The sequence below is a fragment of the Methylosinus trichosporium OB3b genome (assembly GCF_002752655.1).
GTDB lineage: Bacteria > Pseudomonadota > Alphaproteobacteria > Rhizobiales > Beijerinckiaceae > Methylosinus > Methylosinus trichosporium.
Genome location: NZ_CP023737.1, coordinates 1,722,671 through 1,745,710, shown reverse-complemented (window position 1 = coordinate 1,745,710; position 23,040 = coordinate 1,722,671). Strand labels below are relative to the sequence as shown.

General features: G+C 64.4%; 19 protein-coding genes, 2 tRNA genes and 2 pseudogenes. 11 read left to right on the top strand and 12 right to left on the bottom strand.

The features are described 5' to 3' along the window. Positions 1-74 precede the first annotated feature (74 nt). The 4 genes from CQW49_RS08470 to CQW49_RS08455 all read left to right on the top strand — a co-directional run bounded on the left by CQW49_RS08470 (position 75) and on the right by CQW49_RS08455 (position 3,038). Positions 75-701 carry an AP2 domain-containing protein gene (locus CQW49_RS08470; RefSeq protein ID WP_004448352.1) on the top strand — a complete coding sequence of 209 codons (627 nt, stop codon included), beginning with the start codon at positions 75-77 and terminating at the stop codon, positions 699-701. Then, a complete protein-coding gene (locus tag CQW49_RS08465) occupies positions 698-1,684 on the top strand; it encodes a helix-turn-helix domain-containing protein (RefSeq protein WP_004448354.1) in 987 nt (328 codons plus the stop codon). Before CQW49_RS08470 ends, CQW49_RS08465 begins: the two co-directional genes overlap by 4 nt. Positions 1,685-1,694: 10 nt before the next feature. After that, the gene (locus CQW49_RS08460; RefSeq protein WP_004448355.1) at positions 1,695-2,207 is read left to right on the top strand and encodes a hypothetical protein; all 513 of its coding nucleotides are present in this window, start codon (positions 1,695-1,697) and stop codon (positions 2,205-2,207) included. Positions 2,208-2,339: 132 nt separating this feature from the next. Next, positions 2,340-3,038, top strand: a complete 699-nt coding sequence (locus CQW49_RS08455) for a hypothetical protein (protein ID WP_004448356.1) — start codon at positions 2,340-2,342, stop codon at positions 3,036-3,038. A 188-nt stretch (positions 3,039-3,226) separates the two neighbouring features. Here the strand turns inward: CQW49_RS08455 and CQW49_RS08450 are convergent, their stop codons facing one another. Then, a complete protein-coding gene (locus CQW49_RS08450; RefSeq protein ID WP_024749838.1) occupies positions 3,227-4,342 on the bottom strand; it encodes a DUF3102 domain-containing protein in 1,116 nt (371 codons plus the stop codon). A 506-nt stretch (positions 4,343-4,848) separates the two neighbouring features. On the opposite strand from CQW49_RS08450, the gene CQW49_RS08440 reads away from it, so the two are divergent. The 3 genes from CQW49_RS08440 (at position 4,849) to CQW49_RS08425 (ending at position 7,233) form a co-directional block, all read left to right on the top strand. Next, positions 4,849-5,247, top strand: coding sequence for a hypothetical protein (locus tag CQW49_RS08440; protein WP_004448359.1), 399 nt, complete (start codon positions 4,849-4,851; stop codon positions 5,245-5,247). A gap of 71 nt (positions 5,248-5,318) precedes the next feature. After that, positions 5,319-5,747, top strand: coding sequence for a hypothetical protein (locus CQW49_RS24500; protein ID WP_004448360.1), 429 nt, complete (start codon positions 5,319-5,321; stop codon positions 5,745-5,747). 250 nt (positions 5,748-5,997) lie between these two features. Next, the gene (locus CQW49_RS08425) at positions 5,998-7,233 is read left to right on the top strand and encodes a tyrosine-type recombinase/integrase (RefSeq protein ID WP_065083556.1); all 1,236 of its coding nucleotides are present in this window, start codon (positions 5,998-6,000) and stop codon (positions 7,231-7,233) included. A gap of 243 nt (positions 7,234-7,476) precedes the next feature. Here the strand turns inward: CQW49_RS08425 and CQW49_RS08420 are convergent, their stop codons facing one another. Further along, positions 7,477-7,785: a HigA family addiction module antitoxin gene (locus tag CQW49_RS08420; RefSeq protein ID WP_004448363.1), complete on the bottom strand. Its 309-nt coding sequence runs from the start codon at positions 7,783-7,785 to the stop codon at positions 7,477-7,479. Next, positions 7,775-8,059 carry a type II toxin-antitoxin system RelE/ParE family toxin gene (locus CQW49_RS24495; RefSeq protein ID WP_004448364.1) on the bottom strand — a complete coding sequence of 95 codons (285 nt, stop codon included), beginning with the start codon at positions 8,057-8,059 and terminating at the stop codon, positions 7,775-7,777. The genes CQW49_RS08420 and CQW49_RS24495 overlap by 11 nt, the downstream gene beginning before the upstream one ends. 575 nt (positions 8,060-8,634) lie before the next feature. Here CQW49_RS24495 and CQW49_RS08410 point away from each other — a divergent pair. Then, positions 8,635-9,222 (top strand): flagellar biosynthesis protein FlhF, encoded by a 588-nt coding sequence (locus tag CQW49_RS08410; RefSeq protein WP_155931292.1) that lies wholly within the window; start codon positions 8,635-8,637, stop codon positions 9,220-9,222. A gap of 116 nt (positions 9,223-9,338) precedes the next feature. Here the strand turns inward: CQW49_RS08410 and CQW49_RS08405 are convergent. Continuing rightward, positions 9,339-9,414, bottom strand: a tRNA-Glu gene (locus CQW49_RS08405). Positions 9,415-9,527: 113 nt separating this feature from the next. Here CQW49_RS08405 and CQW49_RS08400 point away from each other — a divergent pair. Next, a tRNA-Ala gene (locus CQW49_RS08400) sits at positions 9,528-9,603 on the top strand. An 84-nt stretch (positions 9,604-9,687) separates the two neighbouring features. On the opposite strand, the gene CQW49_RS08395 is transcribed toward CQW49_RS08400, so the two are convergent. From CQW49_RS08395 to CQW49_RS08370, 6 genes are all read right to left on the bottom strand, one after another. Next, complete coding sequence (locus CQW49_RS08395; RefSeq protein WP_051418741.1) at positions 9,688-11,034, bottom strand: IS4 family transposase; 1,347 nt, start codon at positions 11,032-11,034, stop codon at positions 9,688-9,690. A 62-nt stretch (positions 11,035-11,096) separates the two neighbouring features. Next, on the bottom strand, positions 11,097-11,306 hold the full coding sequence (locus tag CQW49_RS08390) for a hypothetical protein (protein WP_099831763.1): 210 nt from the start codon (positions 11,304-11,306) through the stop codon (positions 11,097-11,099). Positions 11,307-11,351: 45 nt separating this feature from the next. Beyond that, positions 11,352-14,612 carry an efflux RND transporter permease subunit gene (locus CQW49_RS08385; protein WP_003614465.1) on the bottom strand — a complete coding sequence of 1,087 codons (3,261 nt, stop codon included), beginning with the start codon at positions 14,610-14,612 and terminating at the stop codon, positions 11,352-11,354. After that, on the bottom strand, positions 14,609-17,725 hold the full coding sequence (locus tag CQW49_RS08380; protein ID WP_003614466.1) for an efflux RND transporter permease subunit: 3,117 nt from the start codon (positions 17,723-17,725) through the stop codon (positions 14,609-14,611). Before CQW49_RS08380 ends, CQW49_RS08385 begins: the two co-directional genes overlap by 4 nt. A gap of 19 nt (positions 17,726-17,744) precedes the next feature. Then, positions 17,745-19,064: an efflux RND transporter periplasmic adaptor subunit gene (locus tag CQW49_RS08375; protein WP_003614467.1), complete on the bottom strand. Its 1,320-nt coding sequence runs from the start codon at positions 19,062-19,064 to the stop codon at positions 17,745-17,747. An 8-nt stretch (positions 19,065-19,072) separates the two neighbouring features. Continuing rightward, positions 19,073-19,606, bottom strand: a complete 534-nt coding sequence (locus CQW49_RS08370) for a TolC family protein (protein ID WP_003614468.1) — start codon at positions 19,604-19,606, stop codon at positions 19,073-19,075. Positions 19,607-19,958: 352 nt separating this feature from the next. Here CQW49_RS08370 and CQW49_RS08365 point away from each other — a divergent pair, with 352 nt between their 5' ends. Both CQW49_RS08365 and CQW49_RS08360 read left to right on the top strand, forming a co-directional pair. Beyond that, the gene (locus CQW49_RS08365) at positions 19,959-20,636 is read left to right on the top strand and encodes a response regulator transcription factor (protein WP_003614471.1); all 678 of its coding nucleotides are present in this window, start codon (positions 19,959-19,961) and stop codon (positions 20,634-20,636) included. Then, complete coding sequence (locus tag CQW49_RS08360) at positions 20,633-22,093, top strand: sensor histidine kinase (protein ID WP_003614474.1); 1,461 nt, start codon at positions 20,633-20,635, stop codon at positions 22,091-22,093. The genes CQW49_RS08365 and CQW49_RS08360 overlap by 4 nt, the downstream gene beginning before the upstream one ends. A gap of 556 nt (positions 22,094-22,649) precedes the next feature. Here the strand turns inward: CQW49_RS08360 and CQW49_RS08355 are convergent. Continuing rightward, positions 22,650-22,844, bottom strand: a pseudogene (locus tag CQW49_RS08355) (IS481 family transposase); the annotation flags it as partial. Between the two features lie 2 nt (positions 22,845-22,846). Then, positions 22,847-22,997: pseudogene (locus tag CQW49_RS08350) on the bottom strand (IS6 family transposase); the annotation flags it as partial. Between the last annotated feature and the right edge of the window lie 43 nt (positions 22,998-23,040).

The following is a 23,040-nucleotide window of genomic DNA, read 5'->3' as shown; positions in this document are numbered from 1 at the left end:
GCCGCACGCTCGGCCTTTCGTCGTTTCCGAGCCCTCGACGCCCCGGCGCCGGGGTTTTTCCTTTGGAGCCCATTATGCCGAAACCCGCTCCTCTTCCGCCGATCGAGCGCCTTCAAGCCCTGTTCGAATGCGACTGCACACGCGGAAAGCTCATCTTTCGACCTCGCGCGGTTGACGAGTTCAAATCCTCGCCTCGCATGTCGGCGGAGAACGCCGCCAAAGCGTTCAACGCCCTTCGCTCCGGCAAGCCCGCGGGCCATCCGGACGGCGGTCGCGTGCGGCTCTATGTCGACGGCCGCCGCTACTGGCTTGCGCGCGTCCTGTGGCGAATGTGCAAAAACGAGGACCCTGGCGATGCGCTGATAGATCACGCGGACGGCGCGACCGGAAACAACTGCGAATTGAACCTTCGAAAAGCCTCGGGCGCGCAAAATGCCCATAACCGCGGCCTCTCGGCCCGAAACACGTCTGGTTTCGCAGGTGTCCATTTCGAGAAGTTCACGGGTCGCTGGAAAGCGCAGCTCGGAAACGGCTACCGCAATATTAACCTCGGCCGCTTCGACACCCCCGAGGAAGCGCATCAAGCTTATCTGAACGCGAAATCCGAGGTCGCCGGCGAGTTCTTCCCGAGCCTACGCCCGCTTTCTCGACCGACCGCCGCGCCGCAGAGCGTCGAGCCCGCCGCACAGGAACAGACATGACGAAACCGCCCAAACCCGCACCCTCGAAAAAATCGCCCTCGAAATCGAAGCGCGGCGGGGCGCAGGCAAGCAAATCGAAGAGGGGCGCTGCCAGTGTAGCCCAAAACTCGAAGCGCGCTCCTGTGGCCTCCGCTCGGGCGAAGACGGCGGAGTCCACGGGAAAGATCATTGTCGTTGACGGCGAAGAGTTCTTCGATGCGCTCCCGTCCGACGTCGCCCCGGCAAGCCTGCAACTACCGGCTCTACCTGGACGCCCGACGCTCTACCGCCCGACCTTCGCCCAAATAGCCGTGCGCCTCGGTGCCAATGGCCACACGATTGCCGGAATAGCCGGCCGGCTCGGCGTGACGAGAGAAACCGTCTACGAATGGGCGCGCCGTCACCCCGAATTTTCTGACGCGCTCCAAAGGTCGAAAGCCGCGGCCGTGGCGTTCTATGAAAGCCGATTGATCCACATAGCGCAGCACGGCGGCGGCGTCGGCTCGGCGGCGGCTTGCATTTTCGCCCTTAAGGCGCGCGCCTCTCACGAATGGTTGCCGCCCCGAGCGCCGGATATCAGCGAACTTCCCGACGATTCCTCGCAAATGCGCGACGTGACGCCCGACCCCGAGGCGACCGAAGAGCAAATCTCCGTCGTCCAGCGCGCTCTTGCGCTTCATGTGGCGATGGACGAGCGCGAGATTACCGACGAGTTGCTTCACGACGTAGCAGTCGCGCCGATCGCCGCAGACCACGGCCCGGAATATGCCCACCCCGGAACGTCCGTCGGCAAGGCGCTCGAATGGCTCAAAGCAAAGAGCGGCGGCCGCGGCAATGTTTTCTCGGCCGTGGACGCCTCGATTGAGGCGCATCGCCGCAAGAACGCCACCGCGCCAGCGGCAGCGCCCGCCGCAGCGCCGGCGCCGCCCGCCCAGCCGATTGCTGATGACGCGCTCGAAATCCTGCCGCCGAAGTCCCGCGTCGGGCGCATCATCGACATTTGAGGAAATCGCCATGTCCGACCTCGCCGCCCTCATAGTCGCCCTTGCCGAGGAAGGGGCGACGCTTCGCCTTTCCGACAATGGCGCAGGCCTGCGTCTCGAGTTGCGCGACGATGCGCCCGACCTTCCGGCCGAATTGCTCGCCGCCGTGAAGGCCCGCAAGCCCGAGATCATCGCGCACCTTCGCGCCGCCGCAGGGCGGCCGGCCGAGCCGATCGGCGATGCGCCCGTCGTCGAGTCGATCACCGCCGAGCCGCCGCCGATCTTCGTCACGATCGCCGGCAAGCGCCAGCTCCTCGAGCCCGCGACGATCACCATCGGGAAGCAGACCGCACCCGAGCGTCCGCAGGCGGTTCACGTCGCAGACGTCGAGCCCTCGGATTTGACGGACGACGAGCGGGCTCGTTTCGACCGAGCGCGGGAACGGCGAGCCGGCATGTCTCACGGTGACGCTGTGCTTTTCGAGGCAAAATTGGCCTTCAATGATCCGATCGCTTGGGCCGAGTTCTATCGAAACGCCCGATGACGAACGCTCAAATCGCCCCGTTCGGCCTCACCGGCCGGGCGGGGCTTTTTTTGTGCCTTGCGTCCGCCTGCGCTATCAAGATGTTGTCGCGCGTTCCCCTGTCTTTCCCCGATCGCCTTGGAGCCCGCCGCCATGCCGCCTCGCAAGCCGCCCAAAGTGTCCTTGGCCCCGATCGGCGAGCGACGAGCCGTGGCCGAGTCCGCCATCCGCAAATTCGAAGCGCAGGGCTCGCGCCGATCGGAAGCGCCGACGCCCGAGCGATTGCTCAAAGCAGGCGGAGCGGCGAGGGTGGAGCGGATCATAGATACGACCGTCGTCATGGACGGCTCGCGAACGGCCGAGGTCGAAATCGAGGCCGTTCGCGTCCGAGTCGACGACGACCCTTTCGCGCGACTCTGCAACGGGAAGATCATAGATCGCCGCCCGGCGCGCAATCTGGCGCTTTGCAACGCGGGCTTGCGCTATCGACAGGCATGGCAAAGCGCCACGGCGGGAAACATTCGAGGCGCCCGGTTCGCCGAGCATGTTGACGGCGGGAAGGGCGCTGGCCTCTTCGGAACCGAGTCCGCAGCCGGCGCTCTGCAAGCCTTCCGCAAGATGCGCGCCGCTGTCCGCCCCCGCGCACTCGCCGTGCTGGACGCGATCGTTCTTCGCGAGGCCGATCTTGTCGACGCGGGCCGGCAATTCACCGGCTATAAGGCCGAAATTCAGGCGCGAACGTGCGCCCTCACGCTTCTATCGATCGCGCTCGAAAGCGTCGCCGAGGCGATCGGCATAATCGAGCCGGAGCCCGCGCCGGAGCCGCCGGCCCTCCCGATCGCGGCCGAGTAGGGCTCATGCGACGCGGGGCGATACCCGGCGCTCGGGCTCTTTTCGATCGGCAGGCCGGGCCGCAGGCGCCGCAAGAGCGCGCGCCGCAGCCTCGGGAGTCACGAAGCGCCGCTCGCCATTGGAGCCGCAGCCGACGCAAGCGCCTCCCGAGACTGCGAAAACGTGAACGTCTTTCATTCGCCTCCCCTTCAATCGTCAAACTCTCGGCCGAACGGAACGCGCTTCGGCTGCGGCGGCTCGAAATCGTCATCACCGGGCAGCGGTTCGCGTTGCGGCTTCCTCCCGACCAGTGCCGCGGGATCGACACGCGCTCCCGTCATTCCCGAGCGCCGCTCGGCCTCAGCGAGCGCCGTGAATGCGCCCGATAGCTTCCTGCGATCAGCGTGAATGCGCGCCTCGCCGGGCCTCCTATCGCTGATCCGCTCGGATTTTTCCAGCAGCGCGGCAGGCACGGCGGGCGCAGTCGGCGGCGGAGCGCGGCGGGGCGACGCTTCGTCGATCGCGGCGATAATCTCCCGCTCGACGACGTTCTTCAACGCCAAGACCAGGGGCCGAAGATCGCGCTCCGCAAGCCGGCTGTAGACGCCCTCGATGAACTCCGGCGACACTTCGTCCTCTTCGTCCTGCCGCCGGCTCTTCTCGACGAGCGCCTGATAGAGCGCCGCCGCCAACGCCTCGACGTCGGGCGGCGCTGCGACCTGGACGGGCGCGACGGCCGGCTGTTGCAGCGCAACGACGGCCTGTTGTGACCTCTCGTCCTGGACAGGCACGGCCGGCGCAGCGATCAGCGAGGCCGGCGAGGGCAGGGCGGCCGCAGGCGCAGCGCCATGCGTTGGGAGAGTCCTCGTCCCCACCGGAGCGCCGGCCGTCCCCTTTGCCGAGGCGATTACCTTGCGACCTTCGCGAACAGTCACCGCTTCGCCCGATCGCACGCGCCCGAGAATTTCGTCTCGCGCGAACTCTGGCGCTTTACTGCTAACAATTTCAAGCAATAAGCTCGGCGACAAATCCCCGACGTCGGCGGTTTTGCCCTTCATAACCTCGGCGACGCGCATGTAATTTTGCGCCGTCCGGTCATTCAATCCGAGTTCGACTTCGAGCCATTCTGTCCAGCCGCCATGCGGAAGAGACCGCTTCGCCTTCGCGAGCGTCCTTCCGATTTCTATGCACGATTTGAGCGATTCCGCGTGCAATCGCCGAATGCGCGCCGCCGCCTCTTTGAGCGCGGTCGCCTTGCGCCCGTCCAGCGCCTCATAAGCGAAACCGATCACGTCGCCTGCAGCCGGCTCGACCTGCCGGGCCATCTTGCCGGCCCGCGCCGGAGCCCGCTTCGATAGATCCTTCGCCACGTCCTCACCTCCGCTTGCTGTTCGCCCTGCCGATGACGAGCGGCTTCTCCGCAGGCTCGGTAAGGGCCGTTTTGCGGGGCGCGCGGGGCTTGCGCGGCATTGGCGGCTCTTTGGGCGCAGGCTCGCGCATCCTCACGCCAGCGCCTCCGCCGTTCTCCGCAATGAACTGGACACCTGCGGCCTCGAAAGCGTCTCGAAGCGCGTCGAGCGTCCGCGTCTGCGCCGAGATCGGCCCGGCTTTGATTTCCAAGCCCTTAATCGTCTGCAACGGGACGCCAGAGGCTTCCGACAAATGGCGCTGTTCCCACCGCAAGAGCATTCTCGCCGCGCGGATTTGCTCGCTCGTTATTCGCATATTTCGAAGCCTTTTGTATTTTTCCATACCTGACGTATTGACTATGTGGGAGGGTATGGCTTAGAAAAATTCATACCTCAGGTTTCAGCGTGAAAGCAACCCGCCCATGTCCGCCAAGCCCTTCGATCGCTGCGCCATCATGAGAGCCGCCCATGGCGTCGCCCGCGTCCGCGTCGCGACAGTCGGCGGCGAATACCGGGCTTGGTTGTCGAAGGCGCTGGCGTTCGAATGGCGCAAGGCGCGAGAGGCCCGCGCCGCAGCCGTCGCCCGCGCCGAGCGCAAGGCTGTCGCCGAGATCGCCCGGCGCGAAAGTAATATCGGCCTCCCGATCCGCTCTTGCCCTGCCGATGCTGCGGCTCGCCCGCGCTCCTACAAGATCGGCAGCGTGACGATTTTCGCCGGTCCCGGCGCGCATCAAGCGGCGATCGGGTGCATGGCCGCGCGCGTTGGCGGCGGTTTCCAGCGCTCTCACAACCTCGGCCGTCGCGCCGCGGATTGGTCCTGAGCTGCCGCCATAAAGGTCGCCAAAGCGGGCCGGCGATTGAGGCTCGCGACAACCAAAAAAGGATAACTGCAATGCTGACAGACGTTCCCTCACTCGCCGCCGTCGAGCCTCACGATTCGACGATGGCGATTCTCGATATAGAAACCCATGTGCGTCGCACGTCTCATTTGGCCCGCGCCCTGTTCCTGCTGACGCGCTCTGATCTTGATTTCTCCGATAAAAGAGACCGATCCGCGCTCGACGCCCTGGCCGACGAAATCGCGTCGCACGCGAGTGCCGCCGAGCATTTACTCGACGTTCCGACCCATTTGAACGTCGTCGCTTTGGAAGAGCATGTCCGAGACGCCTCGCACTTGGCGCGCGTGCTGTTCCAGTTCACACGCTCGCTTGTAAATTACTCTGACACCCGAGATTTTGACGGGCTTCGCACCCTGGCCGACAAAACATTCGACGACGCCATCGCCGCCGAGCAATTGCTCGACGGCCGCCGCGTCGCTTGAAATTCCCGCCGGCCGCGCGCCGGGCGCGCAATCCGCGCCTGGAGGCAGCCCCCTTTTTCCCGAGGGAATATTCCACCAACGAACGATCACATTTCACTTAAGCGCGTCGCGCTATAGCCGACGGATTTCCTCTTCTCGCACCGGATTTTTTCCTTTGCGGGACGGAAATCCCTCGGTTTCCATAGATTGCGCGCCGCTGGTTTTTTCTTGATTTGTAAGGGCTTGACGCAAGCAAAACCAGGAAATCGCGATGGCCCTTACAGAAGCAAGGCTCCGCGCGGCACGCCCGGCCGACAAGCTCGTGAAGCTCTCGGACGCCCATGGGCTACAATTTTGGCTCTACCCGAGCGGAGCCCGATCGTGGCGGCTCGCCTATATGTTCGGCGGGAAGCAGCGGTCCATGACGCTCGGCCCCTATCCGGAAATGAGCCTGCGCGCGGCCCGGATAGCGGCCGAGGATGCTCGCAGAGCGGTTCGGGGCGGGATTGACCCTGGCCCCCGGAAAAACGCGCCAGCAGTCTCCGCTCGCCCCGCAGCAACGACCTTCGGGGAAATCCGAGAAATGTGGTTGGCGAAAGAGGCCCGAATGGAGAGGTGCGCCTCGACCGTTACCAGGAACGCTCGGCTCGCCCAAATCGCCGGAGAGTTGGACGCCCGGCCTATAGCGGAAATCAGGGCGTCCGAAATCTTCACCCTCCTGCAACGCCTAGAGGCGGACGGCAAATTCGAGACCGGCAAGCGCGTGCGGGCGATGATCTCGCATGTGTTCCGATTCGCAATCGCCCTCGACCACACCGCGGCGGACCCGGCCTCCCACCTCAAAGGAATGATCGCCACCCCGCCGGCGCGCGCCCGCGCGGCCGTGACCGATCGGAAGGGGTTCGCCGCCCTCATGCGGGCGATCTCGGCCTATGAGGCGCGCTCATGCGCCCGCGATGCGCTCATGCTCTTGGCGCTCACGGCGGCCCGGCCGGGCGAGCTGCGGCTCGCCGAATGGTCCGGCGAGTTCGACCTCGAGGAGGGCGTGTGGACGATCCCGGCGGCGCGCGCGAAGATGCGCAGGGCTCACCGGGTCCCGCTATCCAAGCAGGCGCTCGCCATTCTGGGGCGAATGCAGGAGCAGAGCAGGGCGCTCGAAACGCGCTTCGTCTGCCCTTCGCCGCGGCCCGGGCGCCCGCTCTCCGAGAACGCCTTCAACTGCGCTCTGCGGTCGATGGGCGTCGAGGCGGATGTTGCGACGGCGCACGGCTTCCGCTCGTCGTTCTCGACGATCGCGAACGACTCGGGGCTCTGGCGGCCGGAGACGATCGAAATGGCGCTCGCGCATGTCGATTCGTCCGTGCGCGGTATCTATCAGCGTGGCGACTTGTTTTCTGAGCGAACGCGCCTCATGCAGTGGTGGGCTGACGAAATCGACGCGATGATCTCAGTCCGACCCGCTGCGCGTTCTCCGGACGCTATGCCGATGCACGGGAGCGCGTGGTAAATGGCGGCCCCGTCACTCTCCCGAGCGGGAAGCTCTCGCCCGAGCGGCCGTCGCGGCCGCGCCGAGTTCGCACAAGACGAACCTTCCTACAAGCTTCGCTACAAGGCGGGCGACGGGCGTCAGGTCGAGCAGTGGTGGGGGCAGAGCGCGTTGCGCGGCTAGGGCGCTATAGGCTAGCGCGCATCATCGAAAAACCTACACACGGGCCGCGCTGGCGATTGCGCGGCCCCTTTTGAAGCGGCGTCAAACGATCTCCAACGTTGGAATGGCGCTCACGTCGATCTCGCGTTCAGCGTGCCACGTATCATAGGCGGCCTGCATCCTGATCCAGACGCCAGGACCGTCGCCGAATAGCTTTCCGAGACGGACGGCGACCGCAGGCGTGACGGGCTGCTTCTGATTGAGGATGTCGTAGAGCGTCTGCCTGGAAATGCCGAGCAAGCGCGCGATCTCCGCCTTGCTCTTTCCGGTGGCCGGGATCGTGACTTCGGCCAGCATTTCGCCGGGATGCGCCGGCTCGATAGAGTGGTGACGCAGGGTGTCATTCGCCATGATAGTCCTCCATATCGACGTCCGCAGCGTTCTCGCCTTTCCAGCCGAATGTGATCCGCCAATTGCGAGAGACTGAGACCGCGTAGCGGCTGGCTTGATCGCCTTTCAGCTGGTGAAACCCGAGGCCGGGGGTGTTCATTTCTTCCGGCACCCGAACGACATCGAGCCGGGACAGGATGATGCGGACCTTTTTGCGCCAATCGGCGCGGACGCCGGTCTCGTCCCCTTTGGTCCAGTAGCGCTTGAGCGCCTTGCTCTTGAAGCTCTCAATCATGACGATAGTTGTAAGGCGCTGCCTTGCGTGCGTCAAGCATCGCCTTACGTTATACCATTCGTTGCTTCGAGCCCTCGACGCCCGCGCGCTGCCTGACGTCTCCCGAATCGTCGGCGTTTCGCCGATCGGCATCAACCGCGCCGGCCGATCCGATCCGGAGCCCCAGGGGGCGGCAGGGTGGCAACCGGCGGCCATTCGACCGGCAACCGACGCCCATTCCCTGACGCTCGCTCCTTCGACCGAAATCCGTTCCGGGCGAGGACGTTAGGCGCGGCCGAGGGTGGCAATGGATTGCAGGCGATCTATTCCAAGATCATCCTTCCACGCGCTGCCGCGGGCGTTCTTGAGATTTGGAGGGGAGGGGGCGCGTTTGACGACCGCGTAACGCTGGCCCCATAAAAGGGGCGAGCCGCCGGCCCCTGGCAGGGCGCGGCGGCTCTTTCACCTTTGAACCGAATGGACCTCGGCTCGCGATGAACACTGAATATCAGACCGGGCGCGCGCCCGGCAACCGGCCGCGTGCGCGCGGCTCTTGGCTTCCCCCGTCGATTGCTGGACTGCGCCGCAAGGAAGCGATGCGCCTTCGATCCGAGGGCAAGATCACGGACGGCGCTCAAGCCTTCTTCGTCTATCTCTTGGAATACGCCAGCGCCGACGGGACATGCGGCCACGCGCTCGCGACGATTTGCGCCAAGATCGCCAAGCGCGAGCGCATGGTCCGCTATTACGCCGCCGCGCTCGCCGAAGTGGGACTGATCCGCGTCACGAAAACGGCGGGCCGATACGGGCGCCGCATATTCGAGGTCATTGGCGCCGCCGAGGCCGAGCAGCCCGCTGCCGATCGCCGCGCGCCCGAGCCGCCTCTCAATCCCGGTCGAGAAACCGGAAGCGCCGATCGGCAGGCCGAGCATCCTCGCCCTGCGGCCTCCCGCTGGCGCAACGCTCCGGCGCCTGGACGCAACGGCGAGCCGTCCGAGCGCAACGCTTCGACGAGCCGACCCGCGCCGGCCGAGACGTTCATCCCGCGAGAGGCGGCGATCTTCCCGGCCTTGGTCGCCAAGCTGGCCCGGTTCACGAATCGCCGGATCGACCCGCTCGCCCTCGGGCTCCATTTCGCGCCGGCTTGGATCGAAGCGGCGCGGGCTGCGCTCGAGGCAGGGTGACGGGATGGGGCGGTTAAGAGCCATCGCTTGCGACCATCTCGGAGGCGGGTTTTCCGCAGAATTTCCGTATGTCGACCGTTTAGGCGAGGCTCACTCGCGTAACGAACTGATTTGTTTGGCGCTCCCTAGGGGACTCGAACCCCTGTTTTCGCCGTGAGAGGGCGACGTCCTAGACCGCTAGACGAAGGGAGCGACGAGCGGGTCTATAGCCCGCAAACTTCGACCCGGCAAGAGTCGACGTCGAAAGAAATTCGTCGACATACGATTGACAGCGCCGAGGGCTGCGTGTAACCACCGCGCTGACCGGGGCTGTAGCTCAGATGGGAGAGCGCTGCAATCGCACTGCAGAGGTCCGGGGTTCGATTCCCCGCAGCTCCACCAAAGAAATCAGGTGGTTAGGTCAATAACGAAAAGAGGCGACAGGGACGTAGCTACCAGCGGCCTCCCCAAACGCCCCTACGGGATTCACGGAAACGCTTTGGCTGTTGCGATGGCGTATCCGGCGAGCATGGAGGCGAGGCGGTTCCATCCGTCTCGCATCGTCTTGGGGCCGGGCGGCTTGTAGTAGCAGTTCCAGCCTCCCAAACGGGCTGTGATCCAAGCGAGCCATGCGAGCGAGCCCTTCTCATGCGGGTTCTTCTGCCGTTCCGTCTTGCCCTCCAAGGTCTTGCCGATCGCCTCGAGCGGCTCGACCAGGGCCTCGTCGACGACGTCGCCGCAGGAGCGCGGGCCGCCGTCGCGCGCGTCGACCAGTTGAATGATGCGAGCCGCCGCTCCGAGGGCCACCGCCGAGAGCCGCATCAACCGCTCGGCGTCGACGATCTGGCTGTCCTCGAGCGCGAGCCCGTCGCTTTCGAGGGTGCGGAACAATTGCTCGATCCGCCAGCGCAAGCGATAGCAACGCACGATCTCGCGCGCCTGTTCGGCGGTTTCGGCCGCATGGGTGGTCAGGAGCCGCCACAGCAGCGAAGCGACGCCTTCCGGCGGCTCGATTTCGCGCGCCTCCACCAGCGTCAGCTCGACAGCCGGCGCGCCCGTCTTTTCCTTCGCGGAGAGGGAGGCCGGGGCGAGGAGGCGGACGCGGACCGCGCGCAGCTCGACCCTGGCGAGGCGCCCTTTGTCGCCCGGCCCGCGCGGCGCGACCTTGGTCATTGTCGTCGTCAGCGGCGCGGCCGCGGCGGCCGCCTCGAAGAGAGAGCCGCCTTCGATACGGCGATCCTGGGCGGCGCGCACGACGAGATGGACGCCCTCGGGACGCCGCGCGAAAAGCTGGAAGATGTCGCTCTCGCGGTCGCCGACGACGGTGACTTCGGCGGCCGCGCCGAGCTGCTCTGCGGCGCTCGCGCAGCCTTCGAGCCAGCGCGCCGATTCCTTGTCCTCGAAAGCGCGGCCGCGCCGCGCCGGCGCCTTCGTCTGCGGACGCGTCCAGATCCGCGCGTCGACGAGGCCGACCACGGCCTCGTCATCGGCGTCTATGGCCAGCACCGGATGGATGAAGAAGCCAGGATCGCATCCATTGCCGGCGGGCCCCAGGCCGCGACGCTTGGCCGAGCGGCCGGCGAAATTGATCTCGCTCGTATCCTGTGCGGCCACCACCCGGCGACCGGCGCAGCGCTCCGCGGTGCGCGCGCCCAGCGTCTCCATGATCGCCTCGACCGAGGCGAAGCCGGACGACAGGAAGCGATGGGCGCGCATCTCGCCGCTGCGCGAGGCCCCGACCTTACGCAAGGTCAGCGACCCCGTCGCCGCGATCTGCTCCATCAGCCAGTCGCCGCTGCGCTCGACACGAATGTCGCCGACCCCAAACCCCATGACCCGCCTCCGATCCGATTCGCTCGGACCTGTGAAGCGCAAATGCAACGCTTTGGGAATCGCTACCGTGAACTCCGTAGCCAAACGCCCAACGCGCTGAACCAGTCGACGCATTCGAGCGTGGCGAACTCGACCGCCTCGAAGTTCCGCCACGGCCCGCGTCGCCAGATCAGCTCGGCCCTGTAGAGCCCGTTGCTCGTCTCGGCGAGCGCGTTGTCGTAGCTGTCGCCGATGCCGCAATGCCTCGCCCGTGCAGCCGATCTTCGCCGCAATCGAGGCGATCGCAGCCCATTGCGAGGCATGATCGGTATAACGTATCATTTCCATCGCCCAATCCTCTTGAAGACGCCGATGTCGCCGTAGCTTGCGATACTGTCGCGCAAATCGTTGAATGTCAGAAAGAGGACCGGCGTCGTGTAGAGCGTCAGCAGCTGGCTGAGGAGAAGCCCGCCGACGATCGTGATCCCCAGCGGGCGACGGATCTCGGAGCCGGCGCCGACGCTCGCCATCAGCGGGAGGGCGCCGAGCAGAGCCGCCGCCGTCGTCATCATGATCGGGCGGAAGCGCAGCCGGCACGCCTCGACGATCGCGTCGTAGTCGCTCAGCCCTCGTGAGCGCCGCGCGTCGAGCGCGAAGTCGATCATCATGATGGCGTTCTTCTTGACGATGCCGATGAGCAGGAACAGGCCGATCAGCGCGATGACGCCGAACTCTGAGCCGAAGGCGAACAGCGCGAGCAGCGCGCCGACGCCGGCCGACGGCAGTGTCGACAGAATGGTGATCGGATGCACATAGCTCTCGCAGAGCATGCCGAGAACGATATAGACGGTGACGATCGCCATGACGATCAGCAGCGGCTGTTTGTCGCTCGACTCCTGAAACGTCCGCGCCGTGCCCTGCATACCGCCATGCACCGACGCCGGCATGCGGATCTCGGCGACCGCATGGTCGAATTCGGCGACGGCGTCGCTCAATGATGCGCCGATGGCGAGATTGAAGGCGATCGTCGAAGCGACGAAGGAGCCCTGGTGATTGATCGCGAGCGGCGTCGCGCCGCGCCTGAAGCGCGCGAAGGCGACGAGCGGCGTCATGGTCTCGAAGGAGGTAATGACCGCCGCGCCGCCGCGGCCGGAATTGGCGATCGCATTGGTCGCGGCGTTGCGCGCCGCATCGAGCGCCGCGCTCGTCGTCGCAGAGGATGCGGAGCCGGCGGCCGTCACCGCGCCGGTGGGAGGGATAGAAGCGGCGGATCCGCTCACGGGCGCGACCGCCGCGCTCACATAGATTTCGCGCAGGATCTGCGGGTCCTGCTGGTAGCGCGGCGCGGCTTCCATCACGACGTGATATTGGTCGAGATCGCTATAGATCGTCGAGACCTGCCGCTGTCCGAAGGCGTCGTACAGCGTATCGTCGACCTGCACGGGCGTGAGGCCCAGTCGCGACATCGTATCGCGGTCGATGTCGATGTAGGTTTCGACGCCATTTTGCTGCTCATCGGAGTTCAGGTCGACCACGACTCTGCTCTCCTGCAACGCCGCCGTGAGTTTGCGAGTCCATTCGACGAGCTCCGCCGAGCTGTCGGCGAAAAGCGTGTATTGATAGAGAGCGTCGCTCTGTCGTCCGCCGCTGCGCAATTCTTGAACCGGAGACAGGAACAGCCGCGCGCCGGCGATCTCACCGAGCTTCGGCCGCAGCCGCTCGACCACTTGCGCAGCGCTCGCGTTCCGCTCGGAGAGCGGCTTCAGAGAGACCGAGACGGAGCCGGTGTTCGCGGAGCCGCCGCCGCCCGCGCCGGTCGAGCCCGTGACGACATCGACGGCGGGATCGCTCTGAACGATGGCGACGAACTGCGCGAGCTTCGCGCTCATCGCCTGGAACGAAATGCCTTGATCCGCTTGGATCGAGCCTCGCAGCCGGCCAGTGTCCTGCTCAGGGAAAAAGCCCTTCGGAATGACGGCGAAGAGCCCGATCGTCAGCGCGATCGAGCCGACGAGAGCCGCCATGATCAGACCGCGATGATAGAGCGCCCATATCAGGCTTCGCTCATAGGCTGTCGCCAGCTTCGAGAACGGCCGCGTCCAGCGCCGCTCGCGGCGCCGCTTCGCTCTCAGGACGATCGAACAGAGCATCGGCGTCGTCGTCAGCGAGACGACCAGCGACACGAGGATCGTTATGGACAGCGTCACCGCGAACTCGCGGAACATACGACCGAGCATGCCGCCCATCAGCAGCAGCGGGATGAACACGGCGATGAGCGATAGGCTGATCGACAGGACGGTGAATCCGACCTCGCGCGCGCCCTTCAGCGCCGCCTCGCGCCGCGGTGTTCCCGCCTCGATATGGCGCTCGATCGTCTCGAGCACGACGATCGCGTCGTCGACGACGAAGCCCGTCGCGATCGTCAACGCCATCAGCGACAGAATGTCCAGGCTGTAGCCGAGAAAATACATGCCTGTAAACGCGCCGATGATGGACACCGGGACGGCGATCGCCGGCACGAACGCCGCGCGCCATTCGCCGATGAACAGGAACACGACCAGAATGACGAGGGCGATGGCGATGACGAGGGTCAGTTCCGTGTCGTGAAGCGAGGCGCGGATCGTCGTGCTGCGGTCGGAGGCCAGAATGATCTCGACGTCGCTCGGCAGGCCCGCCGCGAGCTTGGGAAGCTCCGCTTTGATCCGGTCGACGGTCTCGATGATATTCGCGCCCGGCTGCCGCGAGATCGTCACCAATATCGCGGGCTTTCCCTGCACGAGCGCCGCGTTGCGCAGATCAGCGACGGAATCCACCACTTCGCCGAGGTCCGAAAGGCGCACGGAATTGCCGTTGCGATAGGCGACGACGAGATTTCGATAATCGGCGGCGCGGCTGGCCTGATCGTTGGCGTAGATTTGCCATTTGTCTTCGCCGCGCGACAGATCACCCTTGGGGCTATTCGCGTTGGCCGAGGCCAGAGCCGCGCGCACATCCTCGAGGCCGACGCCGTATTTGAATAGCGCCGCGGGAATGAGCTCCACGCGCACGGCCGGCGCGGCGCCGCCGCTGACCGATACCTGCCCGACGCCCGGGAGTTGCGACAAGCGTTGCTGGAGCACATTGCTCGCCGCCTCGAAGAGCTGCGCGCGGGTGAGCAAATTCGACGTCAGGGCGAGAATCAGGACCGGCGTGTCCGCGGGATTGAACTTGTGATAGGTCGGGTTGGACGACAGGCCGCTCGGCAGGTCGGCCGCCGCAGCGTTGATCGCCGCCTGCACGTCGCGAACGGCGCCGTCGATGTCGCGGTCGAGGCCGAATTGCAGCACGATGTTGGTCTGGCCCGCGCTGCTCGAGGAGGTCATCTCCGCGACGTCGGCGATCGCGCCGAGGCGGCGTTCGAGAGGACCCGCGACGCTGGTCGCAACCGTCTCGGGCGAGGCGCCGGGCAATGACGCGGAAACTGCGACCGTCGGCGAATCGATCTGCGGCAGCGGCGCGACCGGCAGCCTCATGAAGGCGAGCGCGCCGGCGAGAGTGAGGGCGATGGTGAGCAGCGTCGTCGCGACGGGCCGCAGGATGAACGGCGCGGAAATGTTCATTCCATCGCCCCTTCCTGCGCGCGTGCTTCGGCCTCGCCGAAGCGGCGCAGGCGCCGCGCCAAGCGATCGAAGGCGAGATAGACGACCGGCGTCGAGAACAGGGTCAGCAGCTGGCTGACCAGCAGGCCGCCGACGATGGAGACGCCGAGCGGCTGGCGCAGCTCCGATCCGACGCCGGAGCCGAGCATGAGCGGCACGGCGCCGAGCATGGCGGCCATCGTCGTCATCAGAATCGGGCGAAAGCGCAACAGGCAGGCGCGGGTGATCGCCTCGCGGGGCGAGAGCCCGTCGACGCGCTCCGCCTCGAGCGCGAAGTCGATCATCATGATGGCGTTCTTCTTCACGATGCCGATGAGCAGAATAATTCCGATGAGCCCCATGACGTCGAGATCGTGACCGGTGACGATGAGCGCGAGCAGCGCGCCGATTCCGGCGGAGGGCAGCGTCGACAATATGGTGATCGGATGAACGAAGCTTTCATAGAGTACGCCGAGGACGATATACATCGTCGCGATCGCAGCGAGGATCAGCAACAGCTCGCTTTTCGATGTGGCGGTGAACGCGGACGCCGCCCCCTGCATGGCGAGCGTGAAGCTCTCCGGCAGCGCGATGTTCGCCTCGGCGTCCGCTATCGCCCGCACCGCGTCGCCGAGCGATGAACCGGGGGCGACGTCGAAGGAGATCGTCGTCGCCGGAAATTGACCGAGATGGGTGATCTGGAGCGGCCCGTCGCGCTCTTCGAGACGCATGATCGCCGTCAGGGGAACCTGGCCATTCGTCGCCGCCGACGACGGCAGATAGAGGCCGGCGAGCGCCGCGCCCGAGGCTTGGCGCTCGGGATCGAGCTCGAGAATGACGCGATATTGGTTCGACTGCGTGTAGATCGTCGAGACGATGCGCTGCCCGAAGGCGTCGTAGAGCACATTGTCGATGGCCGCCATGGTGATGCCGAAGCGCGCCGCCGTCGCACGATCGACGACGATGTCGAGCGCCTTGCCGCTGCTCTGGAGATCGCTCGCGACATTGGCGAGCTCGGGGGATTGGCGTAGTCGCTCCACGAACCGCGGCGTCCATTCTCTCAGCAGAGCGGCGTTCACATTTTCGAGCACGAAGTGATAGGCCGCCTTGCTCGATGTGGAGTCGATGGTCAAATCCTGAACCGGCCGCATGGAGAGCCGCACGCCGGGGACGTTCTCCGCCGCATCCTGCAGCCTCTCGATGACATCGGTGACGCGCGACCTGCGCTCGGAGAACGGCTTCAGGCTGATATAGAAGCGTCCACTGTTCAGCGTCGTGTTCTGGCCGTCGACCCCGACAAAGGAGCTGACCTCGGCGACATCCGGATCGCGCAAGATCGCTTCGGCCAGCGCGCGCTGCTTCGCGACCATGCCCGCAAAGGATATGTCTTGCCTCGCCTCGGTGAAGGCCTCGATGGCGCCCGTGTCCTGCAACGGAAAGAAACCCTTCGGTATGACCGCATAGAGCAGGCAGGTGAGAGCGACAGTCGCGACGGTCGCTGTGAGCACGAGCTTCTGGCGTTCGAGAACGATGTCGAGCGCCTGCCCATAGGCGCGGATCATGCGCTCGACGATGCGCTCGGATACGATGTCGAAGCGGCTGCGCTGCGCGATGGTCCGATGGCGCAGGAGCTTGGCGCAGAGCATCGGCACGAGCGACAGCGAGACGAAGGCGGAAATAACGATGGTCACGGCCAGCGTGACAGCGAATTCGTGAAACAGCCGCCCGACGACGTCGCCCATGAACAGAAGCGGAATCAGCACCGCTATGAGAGATAGTGTGAGCGAGACGATGGTGAAGGCGATCTGCGCGGAGCCGCGCAGCGCCGCCTGCAACGGCGTCATGCCGGCTTCGATATAGCGGGCGATATTCTCGATCACGACGATGGCGTCGTCGACGACGAAGCCGGTCGAGATGGTGAGCGCCATCAGCGAGAGATTGTCGAGGCTGAAGCCGAGGAGATACATCGCGACGAAGGCGCCGACGAGCGACAGCGGGACCGAGAGGCTCGGAATGATCGTCGCCGGCAGATTACGCAGGAAGACAAAAATGACCAGAACGACGAGGGCGACGGCGAGGACGAGCTCGCGCTCGACGTCCTCGACCGAGGCGCGGATCGTCGTCGTGCGGTCGCTGAGCACGGCGACGTCGAGCGCCGAGGGGAGCGAAGCGCGCAGCTTCGGCAGCATCGCTTTCACACTCTCGACGACCTCGATGACATTGGTGCCCGGCTGGCGGCGGATTTCGAGGACGATCGCCGGCGTCGCATTGGCGAAGGAGGCGATTCTGTCGTTCTCGGGACCGTGCCGCACCTCCGCCACATCCGAGAGCCGGATCGCATTGCCGTTGCGAAAAGCGAGGATGACGTTGCGGAATTGCGCCGGATCGTCGATCTGGTCATTGGCGTTGATCGTTGAGGATTGCGTCGGCCCGTCGAAGCCGCCTTTCGGCGCATTCGCATTCGCATTGGCGACGATGGTGCGCAGATCGTCGATTTGGAGCCCGTATTTGGCGAGCGCAGTCGGATTGAAGCGGATGCGGATCGCCCGGCGCTGGCCATGTCCGACGCCGACATAGCCGACGCCCGGCAGCTGTGCGAGCTTCTGAGCGAGCCGCGTCTCGATGAAATCCTCCACATCGACCAAAGGCAGCGATTTGGACGTGACGGCGAGCGTCAGGATCGGCGCGTCGGCCGGATTGATCTTGGCGTAGATCGGCGGCGTCGGCAGATCCTGCGGCAGCAGACTGCCGCCGGCGTTGATCGCCGCTTGCACCTGCTGCTCGGCGACGTCGAGCGTCAGGCTAAGATCGAATTGCAATGTGATGAGCGACGCGCCGGCCGAGCTCGACGAGGTCATCTGGGCGAGGCCCGGCATCTGCCCGAATTGCCGCTCGAGCGGCGCCGTCACCGCCGTGGTCATGACTTCGGGGCTCGCGCCTGGATAGAAGGTCTGCACCTCTATCGTCGGATAATCCACCGCCGGCAGAGCGGAGAGCGGCAGAAACCGATAGGCGAAGCCGCCGGCGATCATGATCGCCGCCATCAGCAGCGTCGTGGCGACCGGGCGCAGGATGAAAATCTTCGAGGGGTTCATGTCGTAGCCTGCCCTCGCATCACTGCGTCTCGCTTTGTCGCGGTCGCTTTTGTCGACGCCGTTCTCGCGCCGGTTCGTCCGCCGTGCCGATTTTGACCTCCGCCCCTTCGCGCAGGCGATCGGCTCCGTCGACGACGACGCGATCGCCCTCGCTCAATCCCTCCGTCACCTCGACCATGCCGTTATTGTATCCGGCGTAATCGTCGTAGCGCTCGCCGCTGGCGGGAAGGATTCGCTGCATGACGACGCGGTTCTCCTCCGTGACCTTGTAGACGAAGAGGCTAGAAGCGCCCGACCGGATCGCCGTTTTCGGGATCACCAGCGCCTTCTCGCGCAGCTCGACGAGGAGATGAATATTCACGAATTGATTGGGGTAGAGCGCTTCGTTCGTGTTCTCGAACTCGGCTCGGCCGCTGACCATTCCGGTCGTCGTGTCGACGGTGTTGTCGAGCGTCCGCAGCCGTCCGACCGCGAGCTGTTTCGTGTCGGCGCGGTCGAAGGCGGCGACTTCCAGCGCGCCTTTCTTCTGCGCGCTCAGAATGTCCGGAATATAATCTTCCGGCACGCCGAAGATGACGGAGATCGGATCGATCTGCGCGACGAGGACAAGCGCGTCTCCCGCCGACACATAGCTTCCTGCGTCGACCTTTCTCAATCCCACGCGTCCCGCGACCGGCGACAGGATGCGCGCATAGGTCAGATTGAGGTTCTGGCCGTCGACCAGCGCGGCATCGGCTTTGACGGCGCCTTCATATTGCTTGACGATCCAGGCTTGGTTCTCGGCCTGCTGGCGCGCGATCGAATCGAGCTTCTTCAAGGATTCGTAGCGGCGAAGGTCGTCGCGCGCCTGACCGAGAAGGGCCTGGTCGCGCAGCAACTGGCCCTCGGATTGCGCCTTCTGCGCCTCATAGGGACGGGGATCGATCTGGGCCAGGAAATCGCCCTTGCGAACATATTGGCCTTCGGTGAAGCCGACCTCCGTCAGCTCGCCGGCGAGCCGTGTCTTGACGGAGACATTGGCGATCGGCGTGACGGTTCCGAGAAGGCCGTGCCGGACGATTTTGATATCGCCGCGCGTCGCCGTCGCGACGGCGACCGGCTGAGGGCCGCCGGACGCGGCGCGCTGTCCGGCCCGTTGCGTCGGCTGTTCCTTGGCGGCGATCGCGCGATAGCCGACGTAGCAACCCAAAGCGACGACGAGCGCGGCGACGCCGAACGCCGAGGGTTTACGCCACGCGCCGCCGTGCAGGCCCTCGCCGGAAGACGCGGCCGCGACATCAGGCTCTCGGAAAATGGCCCTTTCGTCCGCTTCGGTCTCGTCGGCGTGATCGATCCGCATCGCTCTTCCTATGGGTTCGCAGCTTCGACGGCGGCCGAAAGCGCGCTCACGGGAACCGGCGCGGGCGGCGCCGCGATCTCTGCGAGTTCGTCGATCGCGGGAAGCGTCGATGCGTCCCAGCCGCCGCCGAGCGCGCCGATCAGCGTCACGGTCGCGACGAACAGACTCTGACGCGCCGCGAGATCGGCTTGGAAGTTCGCGAGCAGCCGCTGTTCCGCCGTCACCACGGAAGTGAAGCTGAATGTTCCGACGCGATATTGATTGAGATAGATGGTCACCGCCTGGCGCGCTTCTTCCACCGCCTGATCCAGACGCTGGACCTGCTGCCGCAGCAATCGGATCGCCGCGAGCTCGTCCTCGACCTCCTGGAACGCGGCGAGCACGGTCTGGCGATAGTCGGCGAGCCCCTGACGGTAATTGGCTTCCGAGGCGCGAAGCTGCGCGTCGAGCAGCCCGCCGGCGTAGAGCGTCTGCGTGGCGCCGCCGACCAGCGACCACGCTTCATGCGCCAGAGTCACCGGCCAGGGCCGCGACAAGGCCATGGTCTATCGGCGCGACGCGGCACGTCGTCAGCGCTCCGGCGACGACGCTCTGGAGCACAATTAGTGCAATGACTAACCAGCCGCACCGCTTCATTGACCGCTCGCCTCAGGTTCGGGGCGACTCCACAAGTGAAGCGCCACGGTCCCGCCACCGATATATTGTTTTGTATAACTTGAGCATAACTTGGACGATGAGGGCGCGGATTTTCGGCGCTGTTGCGGAAATGCAACATAATGCTTGAAGCTTCGCTCCCGATGCGAAATGCTATGTGAGTGGCGGCAGGCCGCATCGACGCGTTTTTTCGAGGAACGACGTTCGCCTTGCGGTGCTGAGGTGATGCGGGAAACGAACATGCGAATTCTCGTGGTCGAAGATCAGCTCGACGTGGCGGCGCTGATCACCGACAGCGTCAATCGTGCGGGCTTCGACGTGGATCGTGTCGGGCGACTCGTCGAGGTAAAGCCGGCATTGTTGTCTCACGATTATCCTCTCATGCTGCTGGACAGACGCTTGCCCGACGGCGACGGGCTGCGCGCTTTGTCCGAATTTCGACGCGCTCGACCCGGCATTCGGGTCATCATCGTCAGCGCATTGAACGGGACCGGCGACAAAGTCGACGGACTGGAATCCGGCGCCGATGATTATCTCGCGAAGCCTTTCGACGCCGATGAGCTGCTGGCGCGCATTCGTGCGTGCCTGCGACGTGCGAGCGACGTCGAATTGCCGCGGGTGGTGATGGGGCGCCTGTCCTTCGATTTCGCAGCGCATCAAGCTTTCGTCTCGGATCGCCCGTTCGAGCTGCATCGTAAAGAGGCGTTGTTGCTCGAGAGCTTGATGCGCCGTGCAGAACGCTTCGTCAATCATCGGACGATCATGAAAGAGATCAACAGTCCAGGGGAGAGCGCATCGATCGACGCGCTACGCATGCTCGCTTTGCGCCTGCGGCAAAAGCTGAAGAGCGAGCGGCTCGACGTGGAATTGGCCTCATCCAGAGGCGTGGGCTACATGTTGAGGAGAGCGCGCACATGATTTTCAAACGCTCCCTGCTCTCGAGGCTGATCCTGTTCTCGCTCTTCGGCGGCGTCATCGTCATGACGACGATGCCATTCACCTACATCATGCCTATGACTTACTTCGAACTCTGGCCTTTCGCCAATCGATCGATCAACCGTTATGCGAGTGAACGCGCTCGCGCCGTGGTCTTCGACTCTCTGCGCAGACATAGCGATGGCGAGTTGTTCATCGAAGACACGCCCGCTCTGCGCGCGCTAAAAGTGCAGACGCCTCGCTTTCGATTCGCCGTCATCGACGAAGCGACCGACACTTACGTCGATGGCTCCTCCCCGGAATTGGCGGAATTGCTGGATGTTGAGACGTTCAAGAAGCGCTTGCGGCATATCGAAATCCCCGACACAGTTTTCAGAATGAAGGAAGATGGTGACCTACGATTTCTCGCAGGGTTCGAACGATTCGGAACTGTAAAACTAGTCACATACGGCGAGCAGTTTTCCGTCGTCGATTTGCTTTATGAAGTAAGGTCGCTGTTCGGCATCGGAGGATATTGGAAATATTCTCCGGTACTTTTGGGCGTCGTTGCCATTTCCGCCGTCACTCTGCGCCGAGGTCTTGGCCCTCTGCGGAAAGTCGCAGCGACGGTTGCCGCGATTGATCTGAATTCGCTGAACAAGCGCGTGCCGACAGCCGATGTTCCCTCGGAAATATTGCCTCTCGTCGATGCGCTGAACCAGATGTTGGCGCGCGTCGACTCCGGCGTCGCGAGCCAAAAGCGCTTTGCGGCGAATTCGGCGCATGAATTGCGCACTCCCCTCACGATTCTGCGGGGGCGGGTCGATCGGATGACGAATTCGACGACGAAGTTCGAGTTGAAACGGGACATTCAACGCCTCCAGACGCTCGTCGAGCAGCTTCTCGTCATCGCGCGCGATGAAGGCAGAGGGCCCATGCTCCAAGCTGAGGTGGTTGATTTGGAAGAGGTCGCCTGCGCGGTCGTCGCGGATTATTTGCCAATCTCGCTGGATCTGGGACGAGGGATCGAGTTCGAGACGGACGTCTCCGACGCGGTGCATATCGCTGCTTCCGATTGGGCCGTGCAATGCGTCATCAGAAATCTCGTCGAGAACGCAGTGCGCGCCGAACCCGAGGGAGGAACCGTCGTCGTTCGCGTTCTTTCACCTGGGATGGTCGAAGTCGTCGATCATGGCAGCGGCGTGGACGCAGAGGACAGGGACGCGATATTTGATCCCTTCTGGCGTAAGACCGACCATACGCTCGGGTCGGGGCTCGGCCTCGCTATCACGAGGGAATTGATCGGTAGATATGGTGGCAAGATATGGGTGGAGGACACCCCCGGCGGCGGCGCGACCTTCAAGATCGCGCTATGCCCCGCCGAGGCGTCGGCCATCGCAGATCAAGACGGTTCGAGACCGCTTGGCTCGCTATCGAGCGAGGCCTCTCTACCGACGTAATGCGGGGAGGCCGAGGAGAAGGGGAAAAGCTGTCGGCGCTGTTGGCCCAATTCTGATTGTCGGCTTCATGGCGTCGAAAGGCCCGAGGCGCCCGAGAGTGTTTCATTACGTAACCTTTTCGCTCCAAAATCGCAGAAGCAAAGGATGGGCAGAGAAAACTCAAACGAATTCAGTGTTGGCGGAAACGGGCCTCCGCTACCAATCGTCCGCCGAACGGAATTCCTGAGTCGAAATCAACAGCTTGCGTCAGGGTAGCGAGTTTGAGCCTTGACTCGTGACCGGGGCCGTCTCTCATCGACGGGAGACTGGATTTTGGCGCGAACCAGCTTCCTCCATCGCCGCGACGGGCGCTACTACCTCCAGGTGCGCATGCCCGTCCACGGCGGCGGCTCTCCTTATGCGTAGCGTGGATCGTGGCTCTCAAGGATAATCAACCTCCCCCGGCGCGGCGCGTTCCTGCTGGCGCGACAGCGGTCGAAGCTCATTCAGTCTCGTGAACAGACGCTCGAAAGCGGCGGCGATCGGAACCGATAAATTAACTGGGCTGCGCTGACCGTTAGATGTTTAGTCTTGGCATTTGATGGAGCGGAACGAATGTGAATCGTTCCGGCTCTTTTGTCCAGAGCTTGCGGATGAATTTGCAGATGAATTCGTATGGCGAGAGGCCTTTGTGGGTCTTGAGCCTTCGAGCGAAATTGTAGGCGGGGACGAAGTCGGCGAGATGTGATCGCAGTTCGTCATGCGATTCGTAGCGACCCAGCGGTTGAGCGTGGAGTGATCCACTTCGACGCCGCGCTCTTCCATCACTTCGTCGAGCTGACGATAGCTCATCGGATACGCCACATACCAGCGGACGCCCACAGGATCACCTCGCGTTCAAATGGCTGCCCTTGTAATCGATCATTGGACTATTCCGCCTGTCCCACGCCCGGTGATCATAGCCCCAA

Coding starts and splice junctions, on each gene's coding strand:
- CQW49_RS24495 (WP_004448364.1), bottom strand. CDS start 8,059: ATGATTGAGAGCTTCAAGAGCAAGGCGCTCAAGCGCTACTGGACCAAA.
- CQW49_RS24500 (WP_004448360.1), top strand. CDS start 5,319: ATGCTGACAGACGTTCCCTCACTCGCCGCCGTCGAGCCTCACGATTCG.
- CQW49_RS08385 (WP_003614465.1), bottom strand. CDS start 14,612: ATGAACATTTCCGCGCCGTTCATCCTGCGGCCCGTCGCGACGACGCTG.
- CQW49_RS08360 (WP_003614474.1), top strand. CDS start 20,633: ATGATTTTCAAACGCTCCCTGCTCTCGAGGCTGATCCTGTTCTCGCTC.
- CQW49_RS08370 (WP_003614468.1), bottom strand. CDS start 19,606: ATGGCCTTGTCGCGGCCCTGGCCGGTGACTCTGGCGCATGAAGCGTGG.
- CQW49_RS08455 (WP_004448356.1), top strand. CDS start 2,340: ATGCCGCCTCGCAAGCCGCCCAAAGTGTCCTTGGCCCCGATCGGCGAG.
- CQW49_RS08425 (WP_065083556.1), top strand. CDS start 5,998: ATGGCCCTTACAGAAGCAAGGCTCCGCGCGGCACGCCCGGCCGACAAG.
- CQW49_RS08465 (WP_004448354.1), top strand. CDS start 698: ATGACGAAACCGCCCAAACCCGCACCCTCGAAAAAATCGCCCTCGAAA.
- CQW49_RS08375 (WP_003614467.1), bottom strand. CDS start 19,064: ATGCGGATCGATCACGCCGACGAGACCGAAGCGGACGAAAGGGCCATT.
- CQW49_RS08450 (WP_024749838.1), bottom strand. CDS start 4,342: ATGGCCCGGCAGGTCGAGCCGGCTGCAGGCGACGTGATCGGTTTCGCT.
- CQW49_RS08420 (WP_004448363.1), bottom strand. CDS start 7,785: ATGGCGAATGACACCCTGCGTCACCACTCTATCGAGCCGGCGCATCCC.
- CQW49_RS08365 (WP_003614471.1), top strand. CDS start 19,959: ATGCGAATTCTCGTGGTCGAAGATCAGCTCGACGTGGCGGCGCTGATC.
- CQW49_RS08395 (WP_051418741.1), bottom strand. CDS start 11,034: ATGGGGTTTGGGGTCGGCGACATTCGTGTCGAGCGCAGCGGCGACTGG.
- CQW49_RS08440 (WP_004448359.1), top strand. CDS start 4,849: ATGTCCGCCAAGCCCTTCGATCGCTGCGCCATCATGAGAGCCGCCCAT.
- CQW49_RS08380 (WP_003614466.1), bottom strand. CDS start 17,725: ATGAACCCCTCGAAGATTTTCATCCTGCGCCCGGTCGCCACGACGCTG.
- CQW49_RS08460 (WP_004448355.1), top strand. CDS start 1,695: ATGTCCGACCTCGCCGCCCTCATAGTCGCCCTTGCCGAGGAAGGGGCG.
- CQW49_RS08470 (WP_004448352.1), top strand. CDS start 75: ATGCCGAAACCCGCTCCTCTTCCGCCGATCGAGCGCCTTCAAGCCCTG.
- CQW49_RS08410 (WP_155931292.1), top strand. CDS start 8,635: ATGCGCCTTCGATCCGAGGGCAAGATCACGGACGGCGCTCAAGCCTTC.